This window comes from Pacificibacter maritimus (genome assembly GCF_003814915.1).
Lineage (GTDB): Bacteria > Pseudomonadota > Alphaproteobacteria > Rhodobacterales > Rhodobacteraceae > Celeribacter > Celeribacter maritimus.
Genome location: NZ_RKQK01000003.1, coordinates 169,067 through 187,945 on the forward strand (window position 1 = coordinate 169,067; position 18,879 = coordinate 187,945).

Annotated in this window: 20 protein-coding genes; 11 read left to right on the forward strand and 9 right to left on the reverse strand. The window is 52.6% G+C overall.

The annotated features are described in order from the left end of the window. Positions 1-187 precede the first annotated feature (187 nt). From EDD53_RS10140 to EDD53_RS10150, 3 genes are all read left to right on the forward strand, one after another. A complete protein-coding gene (locus EDD53_RS10140; RefSeq protein WP_123793142.1) occupies positions 188-1,489 on the forward strand; it encodes a glycosyltransferase 87 family protein in 1,302 nt (433 codons plus the stop codon). 186 nt (positions 1,490-1,675) lie between these two features. Continuing rightward, entirely contained in the window at positions 1,676-4,954 is a 3,279-nt protein-coding gene (gene carB, locus EDD53_RS10145; protein WP_123793143.1) for a carbamoyl-phosphate synthase large subunit, read from the forward strand. A 350-nt stretch (positions 4,955-5,304) separates the two neighbouring features. Beyond that, entirely contained in the window at positions 5,305-6,624 is a 1,320-nt protein-coding gene (locus tag EDD53_RS10150) for a DEAD/DEAH box helicase (RefSeq protein ID WP_123793144.1), read from the forward strand. Between the two features lie 60 nt (positions 6,625-6,684). Here the strand turns inward: EDD53_RS10150 and EDD53_RS10155 are convergent, their stop codons facing one another. Beyond that, entirely contained in the window at positions 6,685-7,146 is a 462-nt protein-coding gene (locus EDD53_RS10155) for a hypothetical protein (RefSeq protein ID WP_123793145.1), read from the reverse strand. 345 nt (positions 7,147-7,491) lie between these two features. On the opposite strand from EDD53_RS10155, the gene EDD53_RS10160 reads away from it, so the two are divergent. Continuing rightward, positions 7,492-8,094 (forward strand): thymidine kinase, encoded by a 603-nt coding sequence (locus tag EDD53_RS10160; RefSeq protein ID WP_123793398.1) that lies wholly within the window; start codon positions 7,492-7,494, stop codon positions 8,092-8,094. 54 nt (positions 8,095-8,148) lie between these two features. Here EDD53_RS10160 and EDD53_RS10165 read toward each other — a convergent pair whose 3' ends face one another. The 5 genes from EDD53_RS10165 to EDD53_RS10185 form a co-directional block, all read right to left on the reverse strand. Then, the gene (locus EDD53_RS10165; protein ID WP_123793146.1) at positions 8,149-9,093 is read right to left on the reverse strand and encodes a 2-hydroxyacid dehydrogenase; all 945 of its coding nucleotides are present in this window, start codon (positions 9,091-9,093) and stop codon (positions 8,149-8,151) included. Then, the gene (locus EDD53_RS10170; protein ID WP_123793147.1) at positions 9,090-9,431 is read right to left on the reverse strand and encodes a tRNA-binding protein; all 342 of its coding nucleotides are present in this window, start codon (positions 9,429-9,431) and stop codon (positions 9,090-9,092) included. Before EDD53_RS10170 ends, EDD53_RS10165 begins: the two co-directional genes overlap by 4 nt. Next, positions 9,431-10,234 (reverse strand): pyrroline-5-carboxylate reductase, encoded by an 804-nt coding sequence (gene proC, locus EDD53_RS10175; protein ID WP_123793148.1) that lies wholly within the window; start codon positions 10,232-10,234, stop codon positions 9,431-9,433. Before proC ends, EDD53_RS10170 begins: the two co-directional genes overlap by 1 nt. Positions 10,235-10,356: 122 nt before the next feature. Further along, positions 10,357-10,857, reverse strand: a complete 501-nt coding sequence (locus EDD53_RS10180) for a type III secretion system chaperone family protein (protein ID WP_123793149.1) — start codon at positions 10,855-10,857, stop codon at positions 10,357-10,359. Between the two features lie 296 nt (positions 10,858-11,153). Then, positions 11,154-11,423: an accessory factor UbiK family protein gene (locus EDD53_RS10185; RefSeq protein ID WP_123793150.1), complete on the reverse strand. Its 270-nt coding sequence runs from the start codon at positions 11,421-11,423 to the stop codon at positions 11,154-11,156. 140 nt (positions 11,424-11,563) lie between these two features. Here EDD53_RS10185 and lgt point away from each other — a divergent pair, with 140 nt between their 5' ends. The 5 genes from lgt to EDD53_RS10205 all read left to right on the forward strand — a co-directional run bounded on the left by lgt (position 11,564) and on the right by EDD53_RS10205 (position 15,852). Beyond that, on the forward strand, positions 11,564-12,442 hold the full coding sequence (lgt, locus tag EDD53_RS10190; RefSeq protein WP_246002353.1) for a prolipoprotein diacylglyceryl transferase: 879 nt from the start codon (positions 11,564-11,566) through the stop codon (positions 12,440-12,442). After that, positions 12,439-13,524, forward strand: coding sequence for a class I SAM-dependent methyltransferase (locus EDD53_RS10195; RefSeq protein ID WP_123793151.1), 1,086 nt, complete (start codon positions 12,439-12,441; stop codon positions 13,522-13,524). Before lgt ends, EDD53_RS10195 begins: the two co-directional genes overlap by 4 nt. A 26-nt stretch (positions 13,525-13,550) precedes the next feature. Then, positions 13,551-14,309: a peptidoglycan editing factor PgeF gene (gene pgeF, locus EDD53_RS10200; protein ID WP_123793400.1), complete on the forward strand. Its 759-nt coding sequence runs from the start codon at positions 13,551-13,553 to the stop codon at positions 14,307-14,309. A 271-nt stretch (positions 14,310-14,580) separates the two neighbouring features. Next, entirely contained in the window at positions 14,581-14,733 is a 153-nt protein-coding gene (locus EDD53_RS14855) for a hypothetical protein (RefSeq protein ID WP_170162739.1), read from the forward strand. A gap of 294 nt (positions 14,734-15,027) precedes the next feature. After that, entirely contained in the window at positions 15,028-15,852 is an 825-nt protein-coding gene (locus tag EDD53_RS10205) for a Hint domain-containing protein (protein WP_123793152.1), read from the forward strand. Between the two features lie 43 nt (positions 15,853-15,895). On the opposite strand, the gene EDD53_RS10210 is transcribed toward EDD53_RS10205, so the two are convergent. Then, positions 15,896-16,396, reverse strand: coding sequence for an Lrp/AsnC family transcriptional regulator (locus tag EDD53_RS10210; RefSeq protein WP_123793153.1), 501 nt, complete (start codon positions 16,394-16,396; stop codon positions 15,896-15,898). A gap of 255 nt (positions 16,397-16,651) precedes the next feature. Between EDD53_RS10210 and trxB the strand changes: the two genes are divergently transcribed. Continuing rightward, positions 16,652-17,602, forward strand: a complete 951-nt coding sequence (gene trxB, locus EDD53_RS10215) for a thioredoxin-disulfide reductase (protein ID WP_123793154.1) — start codon at positions 16,652-16,654, stop codon at positions 17,600-17,602. Positions 17,603-17,760: 158 nt separating this feature from the next. On the opposite strand, the gene EDD53_RS10220 is transcribed toward trxB, so the two are convergent. Next, positions 17,761-17,988 (reverse strand): DUF1150 family protein, encoded by a 228-nt coding sequence (locus EDD53_RS10220; protein ID WP_123793155.1) that lies wholly within the window; start codon positions 17,986-17,988, stop codon positions 17,761-17,763. Positions 17,989-17,993: 5 nt separating this feature from the next. Further along, entirely contained in the window at positions 17,994-18,407 is a 414-nt protein-coding gene (locus EDD53_RS10225) for an Hsp20 family protein (RefSeq protein ID WP_123793156.1), read from the reverse strand. A gap of 172 nt (positions 18,408-18,579) precedes the next feature. Here EDD53_RS10225 and EDD53_RS10230 point away from each other — a divergent pair, with 172 nt between their 5' ends. Then, complete coding sequence (locus EDD53_RS10230) at positions 18,580-18,798, forward strand: YdcH family protein (RefSeq protein WP_123793157.1); 219 nt, start codon at positions 18,580-18,582, stop codon at positions 18,796-18,798. Positions 18,799-18,879 lie beyond the last annotated feature (81 nt).

Genomic DNA, 18,879 nt, shown 5'->3' on the forward strand with positions numbered 1-18,879 from the left:
CCTAAAAGTCAAGGGCAGCTGACGTTTTTGCAGTCCATTATAATGTGTTTGGTGTTGCCCAAGCGCATGGGTTGCGGTGAAAGACGTAGATCTGAGCCTGTTTGGCTTGATTGTGCCCTTTGAAATCCGCACACCGTTAATAATTTATTGCGCTTATTTGGCGCGCATTTAAACCAAAGATCACCATATGCCACGTTTTTATCAACGACCCGCTTTTCAAGCATTCCTGTTAATTGCCGTGATGGCGATCCTATCTTACACGAGCTATGCGGGGGAACCTGCGCCAGATTTATATGCCTCATGGCTGGCAGGGCTTGCTTGGGCAAATGGCACAGTGGGGGATATCTACCCGCAAAACACGGGCGTTTTTGATCTATTGGCGCCGGCGGCATGGTATGAACAGCTGCGCGGCACAGACTATAGCGATGCGCTATATCCCTTTATCTACCCCCCGATTTGGGCGGTCCTTACAGGTGCTTTGACAAAGATCACAACCTATTCGACATTTAGTGCGATTGCGTCTTTTGTGAATCCGATCATCTTGTCACTCTGCGTGCTGTTAGCTGGACGGATTGTGGGCCTAAAGCAGGTCAATGTTATCTTGTTGGTTGCAGGCCAAGTGTTGCTGTTTACCACATGGGTCGGCCAGTTGGCGTTGGTGCAGAACCAACCACAGATCTTGGTCGCCTTTTTAACGCTTTTGGCCATAGAACGCGCCCGCGCGCAGCACAATTTCTCAGCGGGGGCTGCTTTGGCATTGGCCGCATCGATCAAGCTTTATCCTGCGGTGTTCATTTTTTTCTTTATCGCCAGCGGTCATAAAAAAATGGTCTTGCCTTTCATTTTATTCGGCGCGGCCTTGGGCGGGCTTTCGGTGGCCCTTGCGGGGTGGCCTTTGCACGTTGTTTTCTTGGATCAGGTTAAAACCATCGCACAAACAGTGTTGATCACACCGATTTCGTTTTCCATCGATCCCTTGGTAGGGCAACTGTTTTTCGTAGACGACTTGCCCCAAATGGAAAGACCCGATTGGGCAAAATTAGGCACAGCAAATGAAGGCACGCACTTGGCGTATCTCTTCGCGGCAAAATCCGATCTATGGAAACAGGTGAATTCGGGCATTGCACTGATCTTGCTCGCAGGCGGCTGCTGGGCGATGCATAAGGCGCGCAACACTGCCAAAAGTGGGTGGCTTTGGGCGATTTTCATGGGGCTTTATGCTTTGGCAAGCCCGCTGTCATGGAGCTATCACTACATCGCGATTGTCGCGTTTGCCCCTTATATTGCCCGCCACATTAGTCCACGAAAAACACTTTTAGCACTGGCTTGTGTCTTTTTACCGATCAGCATTCCCGCACCGGTGCTCTATCTTGGGATATCAATCGTACCGATGCCATTTCAAGTCTTCGGTACAGTGAGCCTAATTGCATTCGTTGGGCTTGTGACATGGGTCGCAATTTTTCGCAGTCAGATCGCACCAAAGGTGTAAATACCGCCTAAGGGGAAACCCTGCGCCATCAACCGGCGCCGCCAACAAGGTAATCGGTCAAATATAGCTGCAAAATGCGTCAGACTCCTCTTGCGTATGCACGCCTCATGCCTATAACTCACGACAATTTGCTATCCCCTGCCCCGCGCGGAGGGATTGCGCCTGCAAAAAACACTGGGGTCTGCCATGCCTAAAAGAACCGATATCTCATCCATCATGATCATTGGCGCGGGACCGATTGTTATCGGCCAAGCCTGTGAGTTTGACTATTCTGGTGCACAAGCCTGTAAAGCGCTGCGCGAAGAAGGCTACCGTGTCATTCTGGTGAACTCGAACCCTGCGACGATCATGACCGATCCGGGCCTTGCAGATGCGACTTACATCGAACCTATCACGGCCGAAGTTGTCGCCAAGATTATCGAAAAAGAGCGCCCCGACGCATTGCTGCCCACCATGGGCGGTCAAACTGGCCTCAACACAGCGCTTGAGCTGGATGACTTGGGCGTTTTGGAAAAATTCAACGTGGAACTGATTGGCGCGAAACGTGCCGCGATCGAAATGGCAGAAGATCGCAAACTGTTCCGCGAAGCGATGGATCGTTTGGGCATCGAAAACCCGAAAGCTGAAATCGTGGCCGCGCCAAAAGGCGAAGATGGCAAATACGACATTGCAGCTGGTATGAAAGACGCCTTCGCAGTGCTTGAAGAAATCGGTCTGCCAGCGATCATTCGTCCGGCCTTCACTTTGGGTGGTACAGGCGGCGGTGTTGCATATAACCGCGACGACTACGAACATTTCTGTCGCTCTGGCTTGGAAGCCTCGCCAATGGCACAGATCCTTGTGGACGAAAGCCTGCTGGGGTGGAAAGAATACGAAATGGAAGTGGTCCGCGACACAGCAGACAACGCCATCATCGTGTGTTCGATTGAGAACGTCGACCCAATGGGCGTGCACACAGGCGACTCTGTGACTGTGGCCCCTGCGCTCACTTTGACCGACAAAGAATACCAATTGATGCGCACCCATTCGATCAATGTGTTGCGCGAAATTGGCGTGGAAACGGGCGGATCAAACGTGCAGTGGTCTGTGAACCCAGCTGACGGCCGCATGGTTGTCATCGAGATGAACCCACGCGTGTCACGTTCTTCTGCCTTGGCGTCCAAAGCGACCGGTTTCCCGATTGCGAAAATTGCAGCCAAACTTGCAGTTGGCTACACTTTGGATGAACTCGACAACGACATCACCAAAGTGACTCCAGCATCCTTTGAGCCGACAATCGACTATGTTGTCACCAAAATCCCGCGCTTTGCTTTTGAAAAATTCGCAGGCTCTGAGCCAAACTTGTCGACCGCGATGAAATCCGTGGGCGAAGTCATGGCGATTGGCCGCACCTTCCACGAATCCATGCAAAAAGCATTGGCGTCGATGGAAACGGGCCTCACAGGGTTTGACGAGATCGAAATCGAAGGCGCGCCTGAGAAATCCGCAGTCATCAAAGCATTGTCCAAAGCCACACCAGATCGTTTGCGCGTGATCGCCCAAGCCATCCGTTTTGGCCTGACCAACGACGAAATCCATGCAGCGAACTCATACGACCCTTGGTTCCTTGAGCGCATCCGCGAAATCGTTGACGCTGAGACAACGATCCGCAAAGAAGGCTTGCCTGTTTCCGAAGACGGATTGCGCCGCGTGAAAATGCTCGGCTTTACAGACGCGCGTTTGGCCACACTCACAGGCCGCGACGAGGCCAACATTCGCCGTGCACGCCGCAACTTGGGCGTCAATGCCGTATTCAAACGCATCGACACCTGTGCAGCGGAATTTGAAGCGCAAACACCTTACATGTACTCCACCTACGAAGCGCCGATGATGGGCGAAGTCGAATGTGAAGCGCGCCCTTCTGATCGCAAAAAAGTGGTGATCTTGGGCGGCGGTCCGAACCGTATCGGCCAAGGCATCGAGTTTGACTACTGCTGTTGTCACGCCTGTTTCTCGCTGACCGAACAGGGTTACGAGACCATCATGATCAACTGTAACCCTGAAACAGTGTCCACAGATTACGACACGTCTGATCGTTTGTACTTCGAACCGCTGACATTCGAACACGTGATGGAAATTCTGCGCGTTGAACAAGACAAGGGCACATTGCACGGCGTTATCGTACAATTCGGCGGTCAGACACCTCTGAAATTGGCCAACGCTTTGGAAGCTGAGGGCATTCCAATCTTGGGCACCTCCCCTGACGCTATTGATTTGGCCGAAGATCGCGAGCGCTTCCAAGATCTTGTGAACCGTCTTGAATTGAAGCAGCCGAAAAACGGTATCGCATCGACAGATGCCGAAGCGATCGAAATTGCGGCTGAAATCGGCTTTCCGTTGGTGATCCGCCCTTCCTATGTTTTGGGTGGTCGTGCGATGGAAATCGTCCGCGATATGGACCAGCTGAAACGCTATATTTCTTCTGCGGTTGTGGTTTCTGGCGACAGCCCTGTGTTGCTCGACAGCTACCTGTCTGGCGCAGTTGAGATCGACGTTGATGCGTTATGTGACGGCACAGACGTGCATGTCGCGGGCATCATGCAGCACATTGAGGAAGCGGGCGTGCACTCAGGCGATTCCGCTTGTTCTTTGCCGCCATATTCTTTGTCAGATGACATCATCGCAGAGCTGCACCGCCAGACCCGCGCCTTGGCTTTGGCGCTGAACGTGGTCGGTTTGATGAATATCCAGTTCGCGGTCAAAGACAATGAGATCTACCTGATCGAAGTCAACCCGCGCGCCTCACGCACTGTGCCTTTCGTGGCCAAGGCCGTGAATTCACCCATCGCATCCATCGCAGCCCGCGTGATGGCAGGTGAACCTTTGGCCAGCTTTGATCTGGTCGACAGCTCTAAAACAGGTCGTTTCGCGGTGAAAGAAGCGGTCTTGCCGTTTGCGCGCTTCCCTGGTGTCGACACAATCCTCGGGCCAGAAATGCGCTCTACAGGTGAGGTCATGGGCTCTGACAAAACCTTTGCTCGTGCTTTCTTGAAAGCTCAGCTTGGCGCTGGCACGGTTCTACCAGAGACTGGCAAAGTCTTCTTGTCGATCAAAGACATGGATAAAACCGACGCCACGATTGAAGCTGCGACAACACTTGTGGATCTCGGGTTCGAAATCGTCGCCACCCGTGGCACAGCTGCATTTTTGACTGAAAAAGGCGTGGCCAGCACGGTTGTGAACAAAGTCTATGAGGGCCGCCCAAATATTGTGGACATGCTGAAAAACGACGACATCGCGCTGGTGCTCAACACCACCGAGGGCGCACAAGCCGTTGAAGACAGCCGCGAAATCCGTAAAGTGGCACTTTATGACAAGATCCCCTACTTCACCACTGCCGCAGGCGCTCATGCCGCTGCTATGGCGATGAAGTCACGCGGCGAAGGCGAGATCGAAGTCGAAAGCTTGCAAGAGCAGGCTATGTAAAACGTCAGCCAATCCAAAGAAAAGGGCGTCCCAAGTGGGCGCCTTTTTTCGTTTCATATGCTTGCGGCTTGCAAATACCCTTGACTTATCACGCGCCCTGCCCCATGTGCCACATATCCACCGCCCATGCTGCCGCGTGAGCAGCCACGCACTTGTGCGTCTCAGCGCTGGATATAGGGCGATTTGATCGCCCATAGGTTCCCACATTCACGCGAGGGGTCCGGCGGGATAACAGGTTTGGCGTGATGCCAATCACTGGTGACCTTTCCCGCGACCATTGATCCGCATGGCCCCATTGGGCGTATGTGGTGTTCCGCGTGTGGGAATTTTATTCTCACAGAAAGAGATACATGACTGATTTTACAATGCTCGGCCTCAAGCCGCGCCTTTTGACTATGCTCAACGACATGGGCCTAAAAGAACCAACGCCAATCCAAGCGCGTGCTATTCCAGAAGTGATGAATGGTCGCGATGTTATGGGCTTGGCCCAAACGGGTACAGGCAAAACGCTGGCCTTTGGTCTGCCATTGATGGATCAACTTTTGGGCGCAGGCACCAAACCGAACGCGAAAACAACCCGCGCTTTGATCTTGGCCCCGACCCGCGAGTTGGTGAACCAGATCGCAGACAGCCTGTTTCCGTTCATGAAAGACACACACCTGAAAATCAACCGTGTGGTTGGTGGTGTATCTATCAACGCACAGGTCAAACGCCTTGAGCGCGGCACCGACGTTTTGGTGGCCACACCGGGTCGCTTGATGGACCTTATTGATCGCCGCGCCATTCGTTTGGATGAAACATCCTTTTTGGTGCTCGATGAAGCGGACCAGATGCTTGATATGGGCTTTATTCACGCGTTGCGTAAACTGGTGCCAATGCTGGCCAAAGAGCGTCAAACAATGCTGTTTTCAGCCACAATGAACAAGCACATGAACGAGATGGCGCAAAGCTATTTGACCTCTCCTGTACGCATCGAAGTGTCCCCTGCTGGGCGTGCTGCCGATAAGATCGAACAGGAAGTTCACTATGTTGGCCAGTCCGACAAGCCTGATCTGTTGAAAAAACACCTGAGCACTCACAAAGGTGAGTTGGCACTCGTTTTCGCACGCACCAAACACGGTGCGGAACGCATGTCGAAACAGTTGGAAGCCGCAGGGTATAAATCCGGGTCCATCCACGGCAACAAATCCCAAGGTCAACGTGAGCGCACGTTGAAAATGGCCCGTGATGGTCAGTTGGATGTGCTGGTGGCGACAGATGTTGCTGCACGTGGCATCGACATTCCATTGGTGCGCTACGTGTACAATTATGAGCTCCCAAACGTGCCTGAAAACTATGTGCACCGTATTGGTCGAACCGCTCGCGCGGGTCGTGATGGCAAGGCTGTGGCATTTTGTTCGCCAGCTGAATTGGGCGAATTCCGTGCGATTGAGAAAGTGATGAAAATCTCGATCCCTGTCGCAACACCTGCGTCTTGGTCCGATGATGCGGCCATGCCTGGTCCGAAACGTGGCGGCGGTGGCGGTGGTGGTCGTCGCGGCGGCGGTGGCGGCGGTGGTCGTCGTGGTGGCGGTGGATTTAAATCCGGCGGCGGACGTCCAGGCGGCAATGGCGTCAAATCGGGCAAGCCAAGTGGCGGTCGCCCACGTCGCAGCAAAACATCTGCATAAGATAAAAACGGCGCCTCATCGGGCGCCGTTTTCAATTCAAGATCGCTGTAAGCAAATGGCTTAGGTCGCTTCGTCTTCCAGATGCATTTTCATCGACACAAGCACCTGCTGCAATTCCAATGTTTCGCGCAATAGGCGCTTGGCTTCATTGATCGTAATGACGCCATCTTCCATCGAAGCGGTGTATTCCCCCATCAACATGGCAAAGCGTTGGGACAGTGCGATCACATCGGCATTTACGCCTCCGACTTTTTCAGGCGTGTTCTTATGAGACTGGTCGTAAGACAGGGTGATGCCACGCAATTCAGCCAAGGCGGATGTCACATGCGGATAGCTGGCAGCGGCTTCGAGCTGCGCCACAGCATCCACAGGCATAAAGCGATCGGCATGTTCATCTGATGTGGAATAATACCGCCCCAAGGTGGCCTTTGATTTGCCCGTCAAAGCGCAAGCTGCTTCTAAACCGACATCTTTCACAAGCGCTTCAGCGTGTTTTTTCAAATAGCTACCAGAGGCGTTCATCGTTCATCCCATTTAAAATCAGCCCCCGACTTAGGGGGAATTCTCAATCTGGTTTCCCATTATCAAACTTCATAGCACATGCAAAACTTTAATCTACCTGCTGTTGCTAGGGTTTATGAGTTTAGCGCGCCTTGCGCCAAAACGCGATAGTCGGGGGAAGGTGTTTTTTGTGGCTTCGGTCACAGGTGTTTAAATGTGTTTTTGTCTTGCGTCTCTCATCCCAAATGTTTGCGCAACTGTGTTTCCAGTATTTAACATTCGCCCCCCGACTTGAGCGCCTTTTTTACGGGACAAAGGGTTCAGTTTCTCTTGATCAATGGCCTTTCATTGGGCAAACCCTGTGCCATGGCAAAACTGTATTTTCAATATTCGACCATGAACGCTGGCAAATCGACGTTATTGTTGCAGGCTGCACATAACTATCGTGAACGCGGAATGGAAACCTATCTGATCACCGCGCAATTCGATAATCGTGCAGGCGAAGGTCGCATTGCATCGCGCATTGGCATTGGTGAGCGGGCTGATACCTTTGGCGAAAACGAAGATTTATTCGCGAAGACCCAAGCCCGCTTGGAAAAATCACAGGTCGCTTGCATCTTTATAGACGAAGCTCAGTTTCTATCCAAAGCGCAGGTCTGGCAGTTGGCGCGGGTGGTTGATGATTTGGGCGTGCCCGTAATGGCATACGGATTACGCTTGGATTTTCAGGGCAACCTGTTTGAAGGTTCGGCCGCGCTGCTGGCCTTGGCCGACGAAATGCGCGAGGTGCGCACCATCTGCCACTGCGGGCGCAAAGCAACGATGGTCGTGCGCAAGGCCGAAGATGGCACCGTCTTGACGGATGGTGCACAGGTCGAAATCGGGGGCAATGAACGTTATGTTTCCTTGTGCCGCCGTCACTGGCGCGAGGAAACAGGTGACCTAAGGTCACCCGCACCAAGACCATAACGCACAATCAAACAAAGCCATCTCGATACTCACGCTTTGATCACGAAAAAGTGATCAAAGCGCATTGGGAAGTGACTTTTGCGCCACAAAAGCGTGCAGATTTTCGATCACCATAGCCCCCATTGACCTGCGCACTTCCAACGCTGCGGTGCCCAAATGCGGTAAAAGACTGCAGTTGGGCAGATCAATCAGCGCTTGCGGCACATGTGGTTCGTGTTCGTAAACATCCAAACCAGCCCCAGCGATAACGCCGTTTTGCAGCGCATCAATCAAAGCGCTTTCATCAATGATGTCTCCACGGGCAATATTGACCAAAACCGCGTGCTTCTGCATCGCCGACAATTGTGCGGCACCAATAATGTGATGCGTCGCAGGGGTCGCAGGCAGGGCCAAGACGACAATATCAGCGTGTTCCATCACCTCTTCGATGCTGTCCAATTGATGACAGGGCACGTCAAATTCTTGCACTTCAGAGCGGTTGTAGCAGACGACATTCATATCGAACCCAAAGTGGCAGCGCTTGGCAATTGCCTTGCCGATCCGCCCCATACCAATCACGCCCAAAGTTTTGCCCGTTACATGCAACCCCAAAAGCTGGGTCGGTGCCCAGCCCGTCCAATCGCCACTGCGCAGCAAAGCTTCACCTTCTGAGGCGCGTCTGGCAGTCATCAAGATCAACATCATGGCAATATCGGCTGTGGCATCGGTCACCGCACCTGGCGTATTGCTGACCTGCATGCCAGCAGCCTTGGCCGCAGCGACATCGATGTGATTGAACCCCACACCAAAATTGACCAAAGCCTTGCACCGCAGATTTCCCTCAAACGCTTCGGTCGAAAACTGATCGCCCAAGGTCAGCAAAATCGCGTCATAGTCCTTCATAGCTTGGCGCGCTTCGTCGAGGCGCATAGCACCGCCTGCACGAAAGGTTGTGTCGAAGTGAGCGCTCAGTTCGGCTTCAACAGTTTCGGGCATGGATTGTGTGACCAGCAGCTTCAATGCAAACGCCCCCCTATTGGCACATCTTGATCGGGGCGCGCCAAAACAACATTGCCCACCTCATCAGGAAAGCCCAAAACCAAGACTTCGGACATGAATTTGCCGATTTGTCGCGGTGGAAAATTGACGACAGCCATCACTTGAGTGCCGATCAGATCTTTGGGTTTATAATGCGCTGTGATTTGGGCTGATGATTTCTTTTCGCCGATATCACCGCCAAAATCGATCCAAAGCTTAATCGCGGGTTGGCGTGCTTCGGGGTAAGGTTCAGCGCGGGTGATCACACCTGCGCGCACATCCACCTTTAGAAAGTCGTCGTAACTGATTTCGCTATCCATTATGCAAGCTCCGCATCGCGTTTCATGGCCGCTTTGATCGCGCGGTCCAAAAGGGGTGGAAAACCGTTTTCTTCATCCATCAAGACCCGCAGGGCTTCGGCTGTGACCCCATTGGGAGAGGTCACGTTGACGCGCAGTTGCGTTGGGGTTTCATCGGTTTCTTCTGCCAAGACCCCTGCCCCCGCAACAGTCGCTTTCGCCAATTGCAAAGCCATATCTTCAGGCAGGCCTGCCGCAGTGCCCGCCGCGGCCATGGTTTCGATCAGGTGGAACACATAGGCGGGGCCGCATCCAGACACAGCCGTTAAGGCACGAATTTGCCCTTCATTTTCCAGTTGCACAACCTGACCTACGGCCTGCAACAATTCATCCGCCAATTGAATTTGATCGGCAGTAACACGGGCATTGCCCACAATCCCCGTCACCCCGCGCCCGATGGCAGAGGGCGTATTTGGCATAGCGCGGATGATGGGGGTCTTATCCCCCAACATTTCTTCATAGCTGGCCAAACTGATACCAGCAGCCACAGACAGGAACACAGTCGATCCATTGCCTAACGCCTTTAGGCTCGGCAGAGCTTCGGCCATTTTTTGAGGTTTCACAGCCAGCAAAACAATTGCGGGATCTTCAGGCAGATCTGTATTGATATTAACGCCTGTTGACTTCACCCAATCCGATGGGCGCGGCGCAATCACAGTCACTGAGCTGGGCGGCAGGCCGCCATCTAGCCAGCCTTTCAGCATCGCAGAGCCCATTTTACCACAGCCCAAAAGAACCAAACCGCGTTTTTTAAGATCATCCATGCCACACTCCATTTGCAAATAAATAGACCCCCTGAGGGTTCAGGGGGCAGTGTAGACAGTCTCGATAGAGGTGCAACACGAAGCCTGCGCACACGCTTATTTTCGCGCAAGCATGGATGCGACTAGGCGCGTCCGTAAGCTTCGCGGATCGCGATATCCATGGCACTTTTCGGGTCACGTTCGGCCCAAGCCACCAATTGAAACGCGGGATAAAACCGTTCGGAGGCCGCAACAGCTGAATTGATCATACGATCCACTTGCTCAGACACGGCGACCTGCCCACCATCAAGTGACAAGCCGTAGCGAAAGACCATCAAACGCTGATCTTGCCAATACGTGAAAGAGCCTGTCCAACATTCGTCATTCGCGTGATTGAGCACTTCGAACATCTGCGGCAGGCGTTCTGCGGGAGGATCCATGTCAAAGGTCGAAATCAAGCGCAGGGTTTCATCATAGTCGGACCATGCCAAAGTGATAGAATAGGTACGCCACTGCCCTTCGACAGCCATTGAAATTTGATCATCCCCGACACGATCAAATTCCCATTCATGGGTCAGGGCAAGGTGTTCGACTAAATCGATCGGGTGTAGGTCTTCAGAAAAAGATGGCTCGTTCAGCGACATGTGCAGCCTCGCTTTATTGTTTTGGCCTTTGGCTTTGCGATGTATCCCATCACCACCACCAAGACTTGGTGCCTAATCTAGGGGCGGCAGGAACGCTTGCGCCCTATACAATATATGGTGTGCCAAAAGCGCCCCGTCTGTAAAGCGAAACTTTTGGGTTATCCCCAGCTAATGCAGTTACCCACAGATAGACTGTGGTCACATGCGCAAAACTGGGGCAAAGACTGCCATGCCTCAGACACAAAAAAGGGGGCACCTGATGCCCCCTTTTCAAATATATCTGCCTTTGGTGTCGCTTAGGACTTGGAAGATTTCTTGGCGGGTTTTGCCGCTGCTTCCAAAGCCTCAAGGCGCGCTGTGAGGGCAATGTTTTCTTCGCGGGCTTTTTGCGCCATCAAACGCACGGCCTCAAATTCATCACGGGTGACAAAATCACGATCCGCCAACCAACGGTCCACCAAGCTTTTCAGCGCGGTATCCGCTTCGTCTTTGGCCCCTTGGGCCACGCCCATCGCGTTGGTCATAAGCTGGGAAAAATCATCAAGAATTTTATTGCGCGTTTGCATGGGCTCTCCAGTGCAGCTTTGAAGCGCGCAAGGGGCCAAGAGCCGCAGACACGCTGATTTGATTGTCCTGACTGTATATGGGGCGATAGAGTGCAAATCGCAAGCTTGACTCTTGCCCTTTCGCTACGACAGATGCGCACATGATGAATTTACCCGCTGTGATCCAATTCCCCGATATCTCGCCTGTACTCTTTTCCATTGAGCTTGGGCCGATCAATTTTGCCCTGCATTGGTATGCGCTGGCCTATATTGTAGGCGTTGCGATTGCATGGTTTTTAATGATGCGCGCCATCAGCACGGCACGTCTTTGGTCACATGAAACACCACCGATGACCCGCCCTCAGCTTGACGACCTGTTGTCATGGCTGGTTCTGGGGATCATTCTGGGCGGGCGTTTGGGATATGTATTGTTTTACAAACCTGAATATTACCTCGCGAACCCTCTGGAAATCCCGATGGTTTGGCAAGGCGGCATGGCCTTTCACGGTGGATTTTTAGGGGTCGTTGTCGCAGCTTACCTGTATGGGCGCGCGCATCAGATTTCGCTTTTGTCTTTGGCTGATATCTTAGGGATGGCCACGCCTGCGGGGCTTTTGCTGGGGCGTATGGCGAATTTCATCAATGCCGAACTTTGGGGGCGCCCCTCCGATGCGCCTTGGGCTGTTGTCTTTCCCGGCGATGCAGCACAGGCCTGCGCGACCGCAACGGAGCTTTGCGCCCGTCACCCATCGCAACTTTATGAAGGTTTGTTGGAAGGCTTGATTTTAGGCACGCTGTTGCTGGTATTGGTCTGGCGTTTTGGCGCGTTGAAAAAACCAGGCTTAATTGCAGGGATTTTCATCGCAGGTTACGGCATATCACGGTTCATCGTTGAATTTTTCCGCCAAGCTGATGCGCAGTTTATTACGCCTGACAATCCGATGGGCCATGTGTTTCTTGGGCTTTCAATGGGGCAAATTCTATCACTGCCCATGATTTTGATCGGTCTCTTTCTCGCCGCGCGAGCCAAGCAAAAATGAGCGCGCCGACACCCCTAGCTGACCTTTTGGCGCGCCGCATTGCCAAGACAGGACCGATTTCTTTGGCGCAATATATGGCCGATTGTCTGCTGCATCCCGACCACGGCTATTACACAACACGCGACCCATTGGGACGTGATGGCGACTTCACGACAGCGCCTGAAATCAGTCAGATGTTTGGCGAAGTTTTGGGGCTCTGTCTTGCACAATCTTGGGTCGATCAAGGCTGTCCCGCGCCTTTTACACTGGCTGAACTTGGACCAGGCCGTGGGACTTTGATGGCCGATATTTTACGTGCGACGAAGGCTGTGCCGAATATGCACACAGCGATGAACGTGACCTTGGTCGAAGCCTCACCAACACTGCGCGACAAACAGCGCGAAAAGTTGTCAGGCTATGATGTGACTTGGGTTGATACAGTCGCAAAACTTCCGCAACAGCCGCTGTTTTTGATCGCAAATGAATTTTTCGACGCCCTGCCCATCCGCCAATTCATGCGCGACGAAAAAGGCTGGCGTGAAGCGCAAGTCGGCTTGATCGACGAAACACTCACATTGGGGCTGTCACAACCTGCACCGATTGCCTTGTTGGATCATAGGCTGAACGACACGCAGTCGGGGGATGTGGTGGAAATCTGTCCGACCTTTGCCTCGATTATAGACGAGATCGCACAACGCATTACAACTTATGGCGGCAGCGGTATTGTGATTGACTACGGCGATTGGCACGCGATCGGCGATACATTTCAAGCCGTGGAAAATCACGAAATGGTTGATCCTTTGGCACGCCCCGGCTGCGCTGATCTGACCGCGCATGTAGATTTTGAAGCCTTGGCGCTTTGTGCCACGGATGCAGGCTGCGCCGTGTCGCAGATGATCGCACAGGGACCGCTCTTGGCCCGTTTGGGCATTGCCCAGCGCGCGCAGGCACTCGCCACAAAAATGAGCGGAACAGACCTTGATCTTCATTTTGAAGCATTTGACAGGTTGACCAACACCGATAAAATGGGCTTGCTTTTCAAAGCGATTGCCATTGCGCCGCGTGAAACTTTATTGCCCCCTGGATTTGACGCCCCAACCTAAGGGCACAGTTGAAAGCCAACCTTGATATGAACCTAGAAGTCATCACCGCAGACGCCTTAGAAGGCATTGAGCACGGTTTTTTCACCCGCAAAGGCGGCGCGTCTTCAGGTGTTTATGCGGGGCTGAACTGCGGGCATGGATCAACAGACCAATCTGATATCGTCACCATTAATCGGTCACGTGTGGCGCGCGCGATGGATGTGGCCCCTGAAAACCTATGTGGCGTACATCAAGTGCATTCCGCTGATGTGTTGCGGGTGACAGGCCCGCAAACTGGCGAAGCAGTGCGTGCGGATGCTTTAGTGACGGATCAAGCGGGATTGGCTTTGGTTATTCTAACGGCTGATTGTCAGCCCGTTTTGTTTGCCGATAAAACGGCGCATGTCATCGGAGCGGCCCATGCGGGGTGGCGCGGGGCTGTTGATGGGATTTTGGATCGTACTTTGGACGAAATGGAAGCCCTTGGTGCCAAGCGCGAAAACATCACCGCCATCATCGGTCCCAGCATTTCGCAAAGCGCTTATGAAGTTGGGCCTGAGTTTCTGGATCGTTTCATGGATGAAGACCCTGAAAACGTGCAATTCTTCGCCAATGGTCAGGAAGACCGCTATATGTTCAACCTGCCCGCCTTTGGTTTGCACAAATTGCGCAGCGCTGGTGTTGGACATGCCGAATGGACAGGCCATTGCACCTATGCCGATGCAGACCGATTCTTTTCCTACCGCAGATCTGTCCATAAGAAAGAAGCTGACTATGGTCGGCTTTTGTCGACCATCCGTTTGTAACGGAAATTGGGCCCAATAGAGGCAGGTGAACGCCCTATTTCCGCCAGAAACAATAGGATCCACCGCGACTTATTGTTTCCGCCACGTAGAATTAGTATTTAATTTCATGCGCTTAAATGAAACCGCCTCCATTTCACTACTGAACGAGCAGGTTTCACAAAAAGACCACGATTGAAACGCATATCGCCAAATTCTCGCCCGAGACCACCGTCATATTAGCTCTAACAAACAGCAACCCCGCATCAGACGGGCCAACTGAAAGAGAGCAGACATGACAAAGAACCGCCGTTGGTTGAACTCCGCAATCGCCGAATCCAAGAAATCAGATGTTAAGCTTCCATGGGCCCGCGGAGCGCGGCGCGCGGAATGGAAAGCCAAGGTTGCTGCTCGCACCTGTGGCACCAAATTGGCAGCCTCTGCATAAGGCGCTGCGCGGATCTGCTTCGCTTTGATCTGCGCAGGACTCTCCGTCAAGATCGCGACAGATTCGCGTTTTTAGTAGAATGATTCTCAGTCACATGGGGCATAAAGGTGACACAATCGGACTGCCTACCCCGTGTAATCGTATTGATTTTGGAAACAAAGCCACCTTTACGCCGCGGACTATTTACCGCCGAGAGAACAATACAATTATAATTTTGACAATGAACACAATCACCTGCGATTGTTAACCTGCTGATATCGGTGGGGGCCGACACAGTGACCACAGGAGTGTTCAATGTCGCACCCTCATACTGACGCCCTTTCGGCGTCCCAATTTCGCAGTTCCGCTGGACTGGTACAGGCAGATAAAACTGCATCGCAGACAGCTTGGACGGTGCGCCGCGTACAGCCAGCACCACGACCGCGCCTTGCTCAACGACATTACGACATGATGTGGCTTGCGCCCAATGGCGACATTATGGATCACCATACACAAGCGCCTGCTTTGCCTGTTTTTGAGAATGCCTTTAGCAGCTTTGCGCGCGGCGCACTTATCCCCACGCAGCATGGGCCGATCGCCATCGAAGACCTTTTGCCTGGTGATCACGTTGAAACCGCTGATGGGGATTTCATGCCCGTTCAGTGGATTGGGTCAATGCAGCTCGACGCCAAAGGTGCCCCCGCGCGCGGCAAAGCGCCAGAAACCCTGTATCGTATCGTGTCGGACAGCTTTGGGTGGGGCAGCCCTGCCCCTGACCTGATGCTGGGCAAAGGGGCGCGCTACGTGCATCGCGCGCAGGCATTGAAATCCTATCTCGGCACTTCCGAAGCGCTTGCTCCTGTGGCCAGCTTGGCGGATGGGCACAGAGTGATCGAAGTCACACCCGCCACATCTGTGCGCACTTACCATATCTGCTTGGCGCAACACCGCTTAATCCGCGTGAATGGTTTTGAGTTGGAAACCTATCATCCAGGCACAGCGGCATCGGGTCAGTTGATTGGCACATTGCGAGCAACATTTATGACCTTGTTCCCACATCTCACAGAGCTGGGCGATTTTGGCGCTATGGTACACCCGCGCCTGTCTGCTGGGGATCTTGCAGCTTTAACATCAGCTTAACCCAGCCGCGGCCCCGTCAAAGATGGGGCCGTTACGGGTATATTTAGCTATTTTTGGCCAAGCGTTTTTCGAGCACATCAAAGGGAACGCCAGGCAGATCCTTAGCGCCGCGAATAACCAAAGATGTTTTGACACTGGCTACATTTGCCGCTGTTAAAAGTTCAGATGTCAGAAAGCTTTGAAAGCTGGACAGATCTGGCGCGACGCATTTCAAAATGAAATCCACTTCGCCGTTCAACATGTGGCATTCCCGCACTAACGGCCAATTGAGACAAAGGGTTTCAAAAGCCTGTAAATCGGATTCCGCTTGGCTGGACAGGCCGACCATCGCATAGACTTGCACTTCGAAATGTAAAGCGCGCGCATTAACCACGGCGTGATAGCCCGTAATATAGCCGACCTCTTCCAAGGTCCGCACGCGTCGCAAACAGGGCGGCGCAGAAATACCGACACGTTTGGCCAATTCCACATTGGTCATCCGCCCGTCGGCCTGCAATTCGGCCAAAATCTTGCGATCGATTTCATCAAGCTTATGGCCAGACATTTTTATCTCCATGCGAGGGGTTGAGCGTCAGAATTTTATAAAAACGTCAAAATTACAACCTTAGACGCAAGTATCTGTCTCATTTATACCATGAAAACACAAGAACATTCCACACAGCGCCTCATCGAACAGTGCCGAGATATGTGCCGAAATTGATAAAATACGGTGCTGGCACTTATTTTCAACCATAGCGTTTGCGTGTACGCGACGGGGTGCTTATATCAATCGCAACACTGCATTTGACAAGAGGCCGATATGTCTGAGACCAAACACACAAAAGTTCTGATCATTGGGTCTGGCCCTGCGGGCTATACGGCTGGCGTTTATGCTTCGCGCGCGATGCTGGAACCGCTACTGGTTCAAGGTATCGAACCAGGCGGTCAATTGACCACCACGACTGAAGTTGAAAATTGGCCAGGTGAAAAAGAAATCCAAGGGCCTGAGTTGATGGTCAACATGCAAGAACACGCGGCTGCAATGGGCTGTGAGATCAAGCAAGATATCATCACCAGCCTTGATACAACCGTGCGCCCCTTTGTGGCCATGGGCGACAGCGGCACGACTTACACAGCCGACGCTGTGATTTTGGCGACGGGCGCGCGCGCGAAATGGTTGGGATTGCCCTCTGAAGAAGCCTTCAAAGGCTTTGGTGTGTCAGCCTGTGCGACCTGTGACGGCTTCTTTTACCGAGGCATGGAAATCGTTGTGATCGGTGGCGGCAACACAGCAGTTGAAGAAGCGCTGTTTTTGACCAACTTTGCCTCAAAGGTGACCTTGATCCACCGCCGCGATTCATTGCGTTGCGAAAAGATCCTTGAGAACCGTTTGTTCAAAAATGAAAAAATTGAAGTGCTCTGGGACCACGAATTGGTGGAAGTTTACGGTGACGAAGCGCCCATGAAGGGCGTCAACGGTGTGCGTGCCAAACATGTCAAAACGGGCGAGATCAAAGACATCCCAGCCAAAGGTGTTTTCGTGGCCATTGGTCACGCCCCTGCCAGCGAATTGGTGTCGGACGTTTTGGAAACGCATAATGGCGGCTATGTAAAAGTCACACCAGGCACATCTATGACATCTATTCCTGGCATATTTGCTGCGGGCGATTTGACTGATCACACCTATCGCCAAGCTGTGACATCAGCGGGCATGGGCTGTATGGCGGCTTTGGATGCGGAACGCTTCTTGGCGGAACAAGACGACGCGTAAACGCGACAGGCTTTTATCAGCTTAGATTTCTAGGGGGCGCGCCTTGCAAAACTGGCGCGCCCTCGTTGTTTTCGTCAGCCTGTTTTAACATAGCAAAAACGCCCCAACCATGTGATCGGGGCGCTTGAATCTGCATCAGAATATCGCGGTATAGAAGACTAGTGCACATTCACAGGCGAAAAGTCATGCTCGCGCGCCAACTCAAATGCAAGCTTGCGATCCGCAACCAAGGCCATGCGATCCCCATCGGAATTGTGAACCGCAAACAGGGTTTCAAAATCGCCAGCTTTGGCGCGCACATCGTCAGGTAAATCAGCGACAAGCACTGAACGCACGTAGACGATTTTGTCAGGTGCGCCTGGGATGTCTTTGTAATTCGCTTCCATTGGATTTACCCCTTTTTGATTTCAATTGTTTCAACAACAGTGTCTGGCGTCGAGCGGACAAGATCGACATGCAGCAAACCATTTTCCATGGTCGCACCACGCACATCAACGCCGTCTGCCAGTACGAAACTCCGTTGGAACTGACGTGCCGCAATGCCGCGATGCAAGAAAGCACGCGCTTCGCTGTCTTCGGCTTGTCTACCTCGGATCACCAATTGACGGTTCTCTAACGTGATAGACAGATCGCTTTGCGAAAACCCTGCAGCAGCGATGGTAATTCTGTAAGCATTCTCTTGAGTCTGCTCGATGTTATAGGGGGGGTACCCCCCTGAATCCGCTTTGGCCGTACGTTCGACCAATCTTTCCAACTGATCAAACCCCAATAAAAATGGATGTGACCCAAAACTCATTTTCGTCATAAACACGCCCTTCCAAAACAAGCGACAGTGTAGATATGGCCCCGTGGTTGGCGGCCTTCTTTAACAATATGGGGTTTTTGGCGCTCGCTTCAAGTCATGTACCACAAGGCTTTGAGAAAAGAGGATTTCAGCGTAAGATACAGATAACATAAAACTTCGAGTCGCATACATTATGAACAGCACGACACGCATGGACCAAAAAGAAGTACTGCGCATTAAGCTTGCAGTGCTAAAACGCGAGCATGGCGATCTAAAAGACGCGATTGATGCAATTCAAACGCAAACGATGCCCGATGCCCTGCGACTACAGCGCTTGAAGCGACAGAAACTTTCACTGAAAGATCGCATCGCGCAACTCGAGGATCAATTGACCCCTGATATCACGGCTTAATCCCCGATCAGGGCCTTATTCTTCACCCCCTTCATTGCGCATAGCCAGCAGACCGCTATACTGCGCCCCTGAAAATCCCCA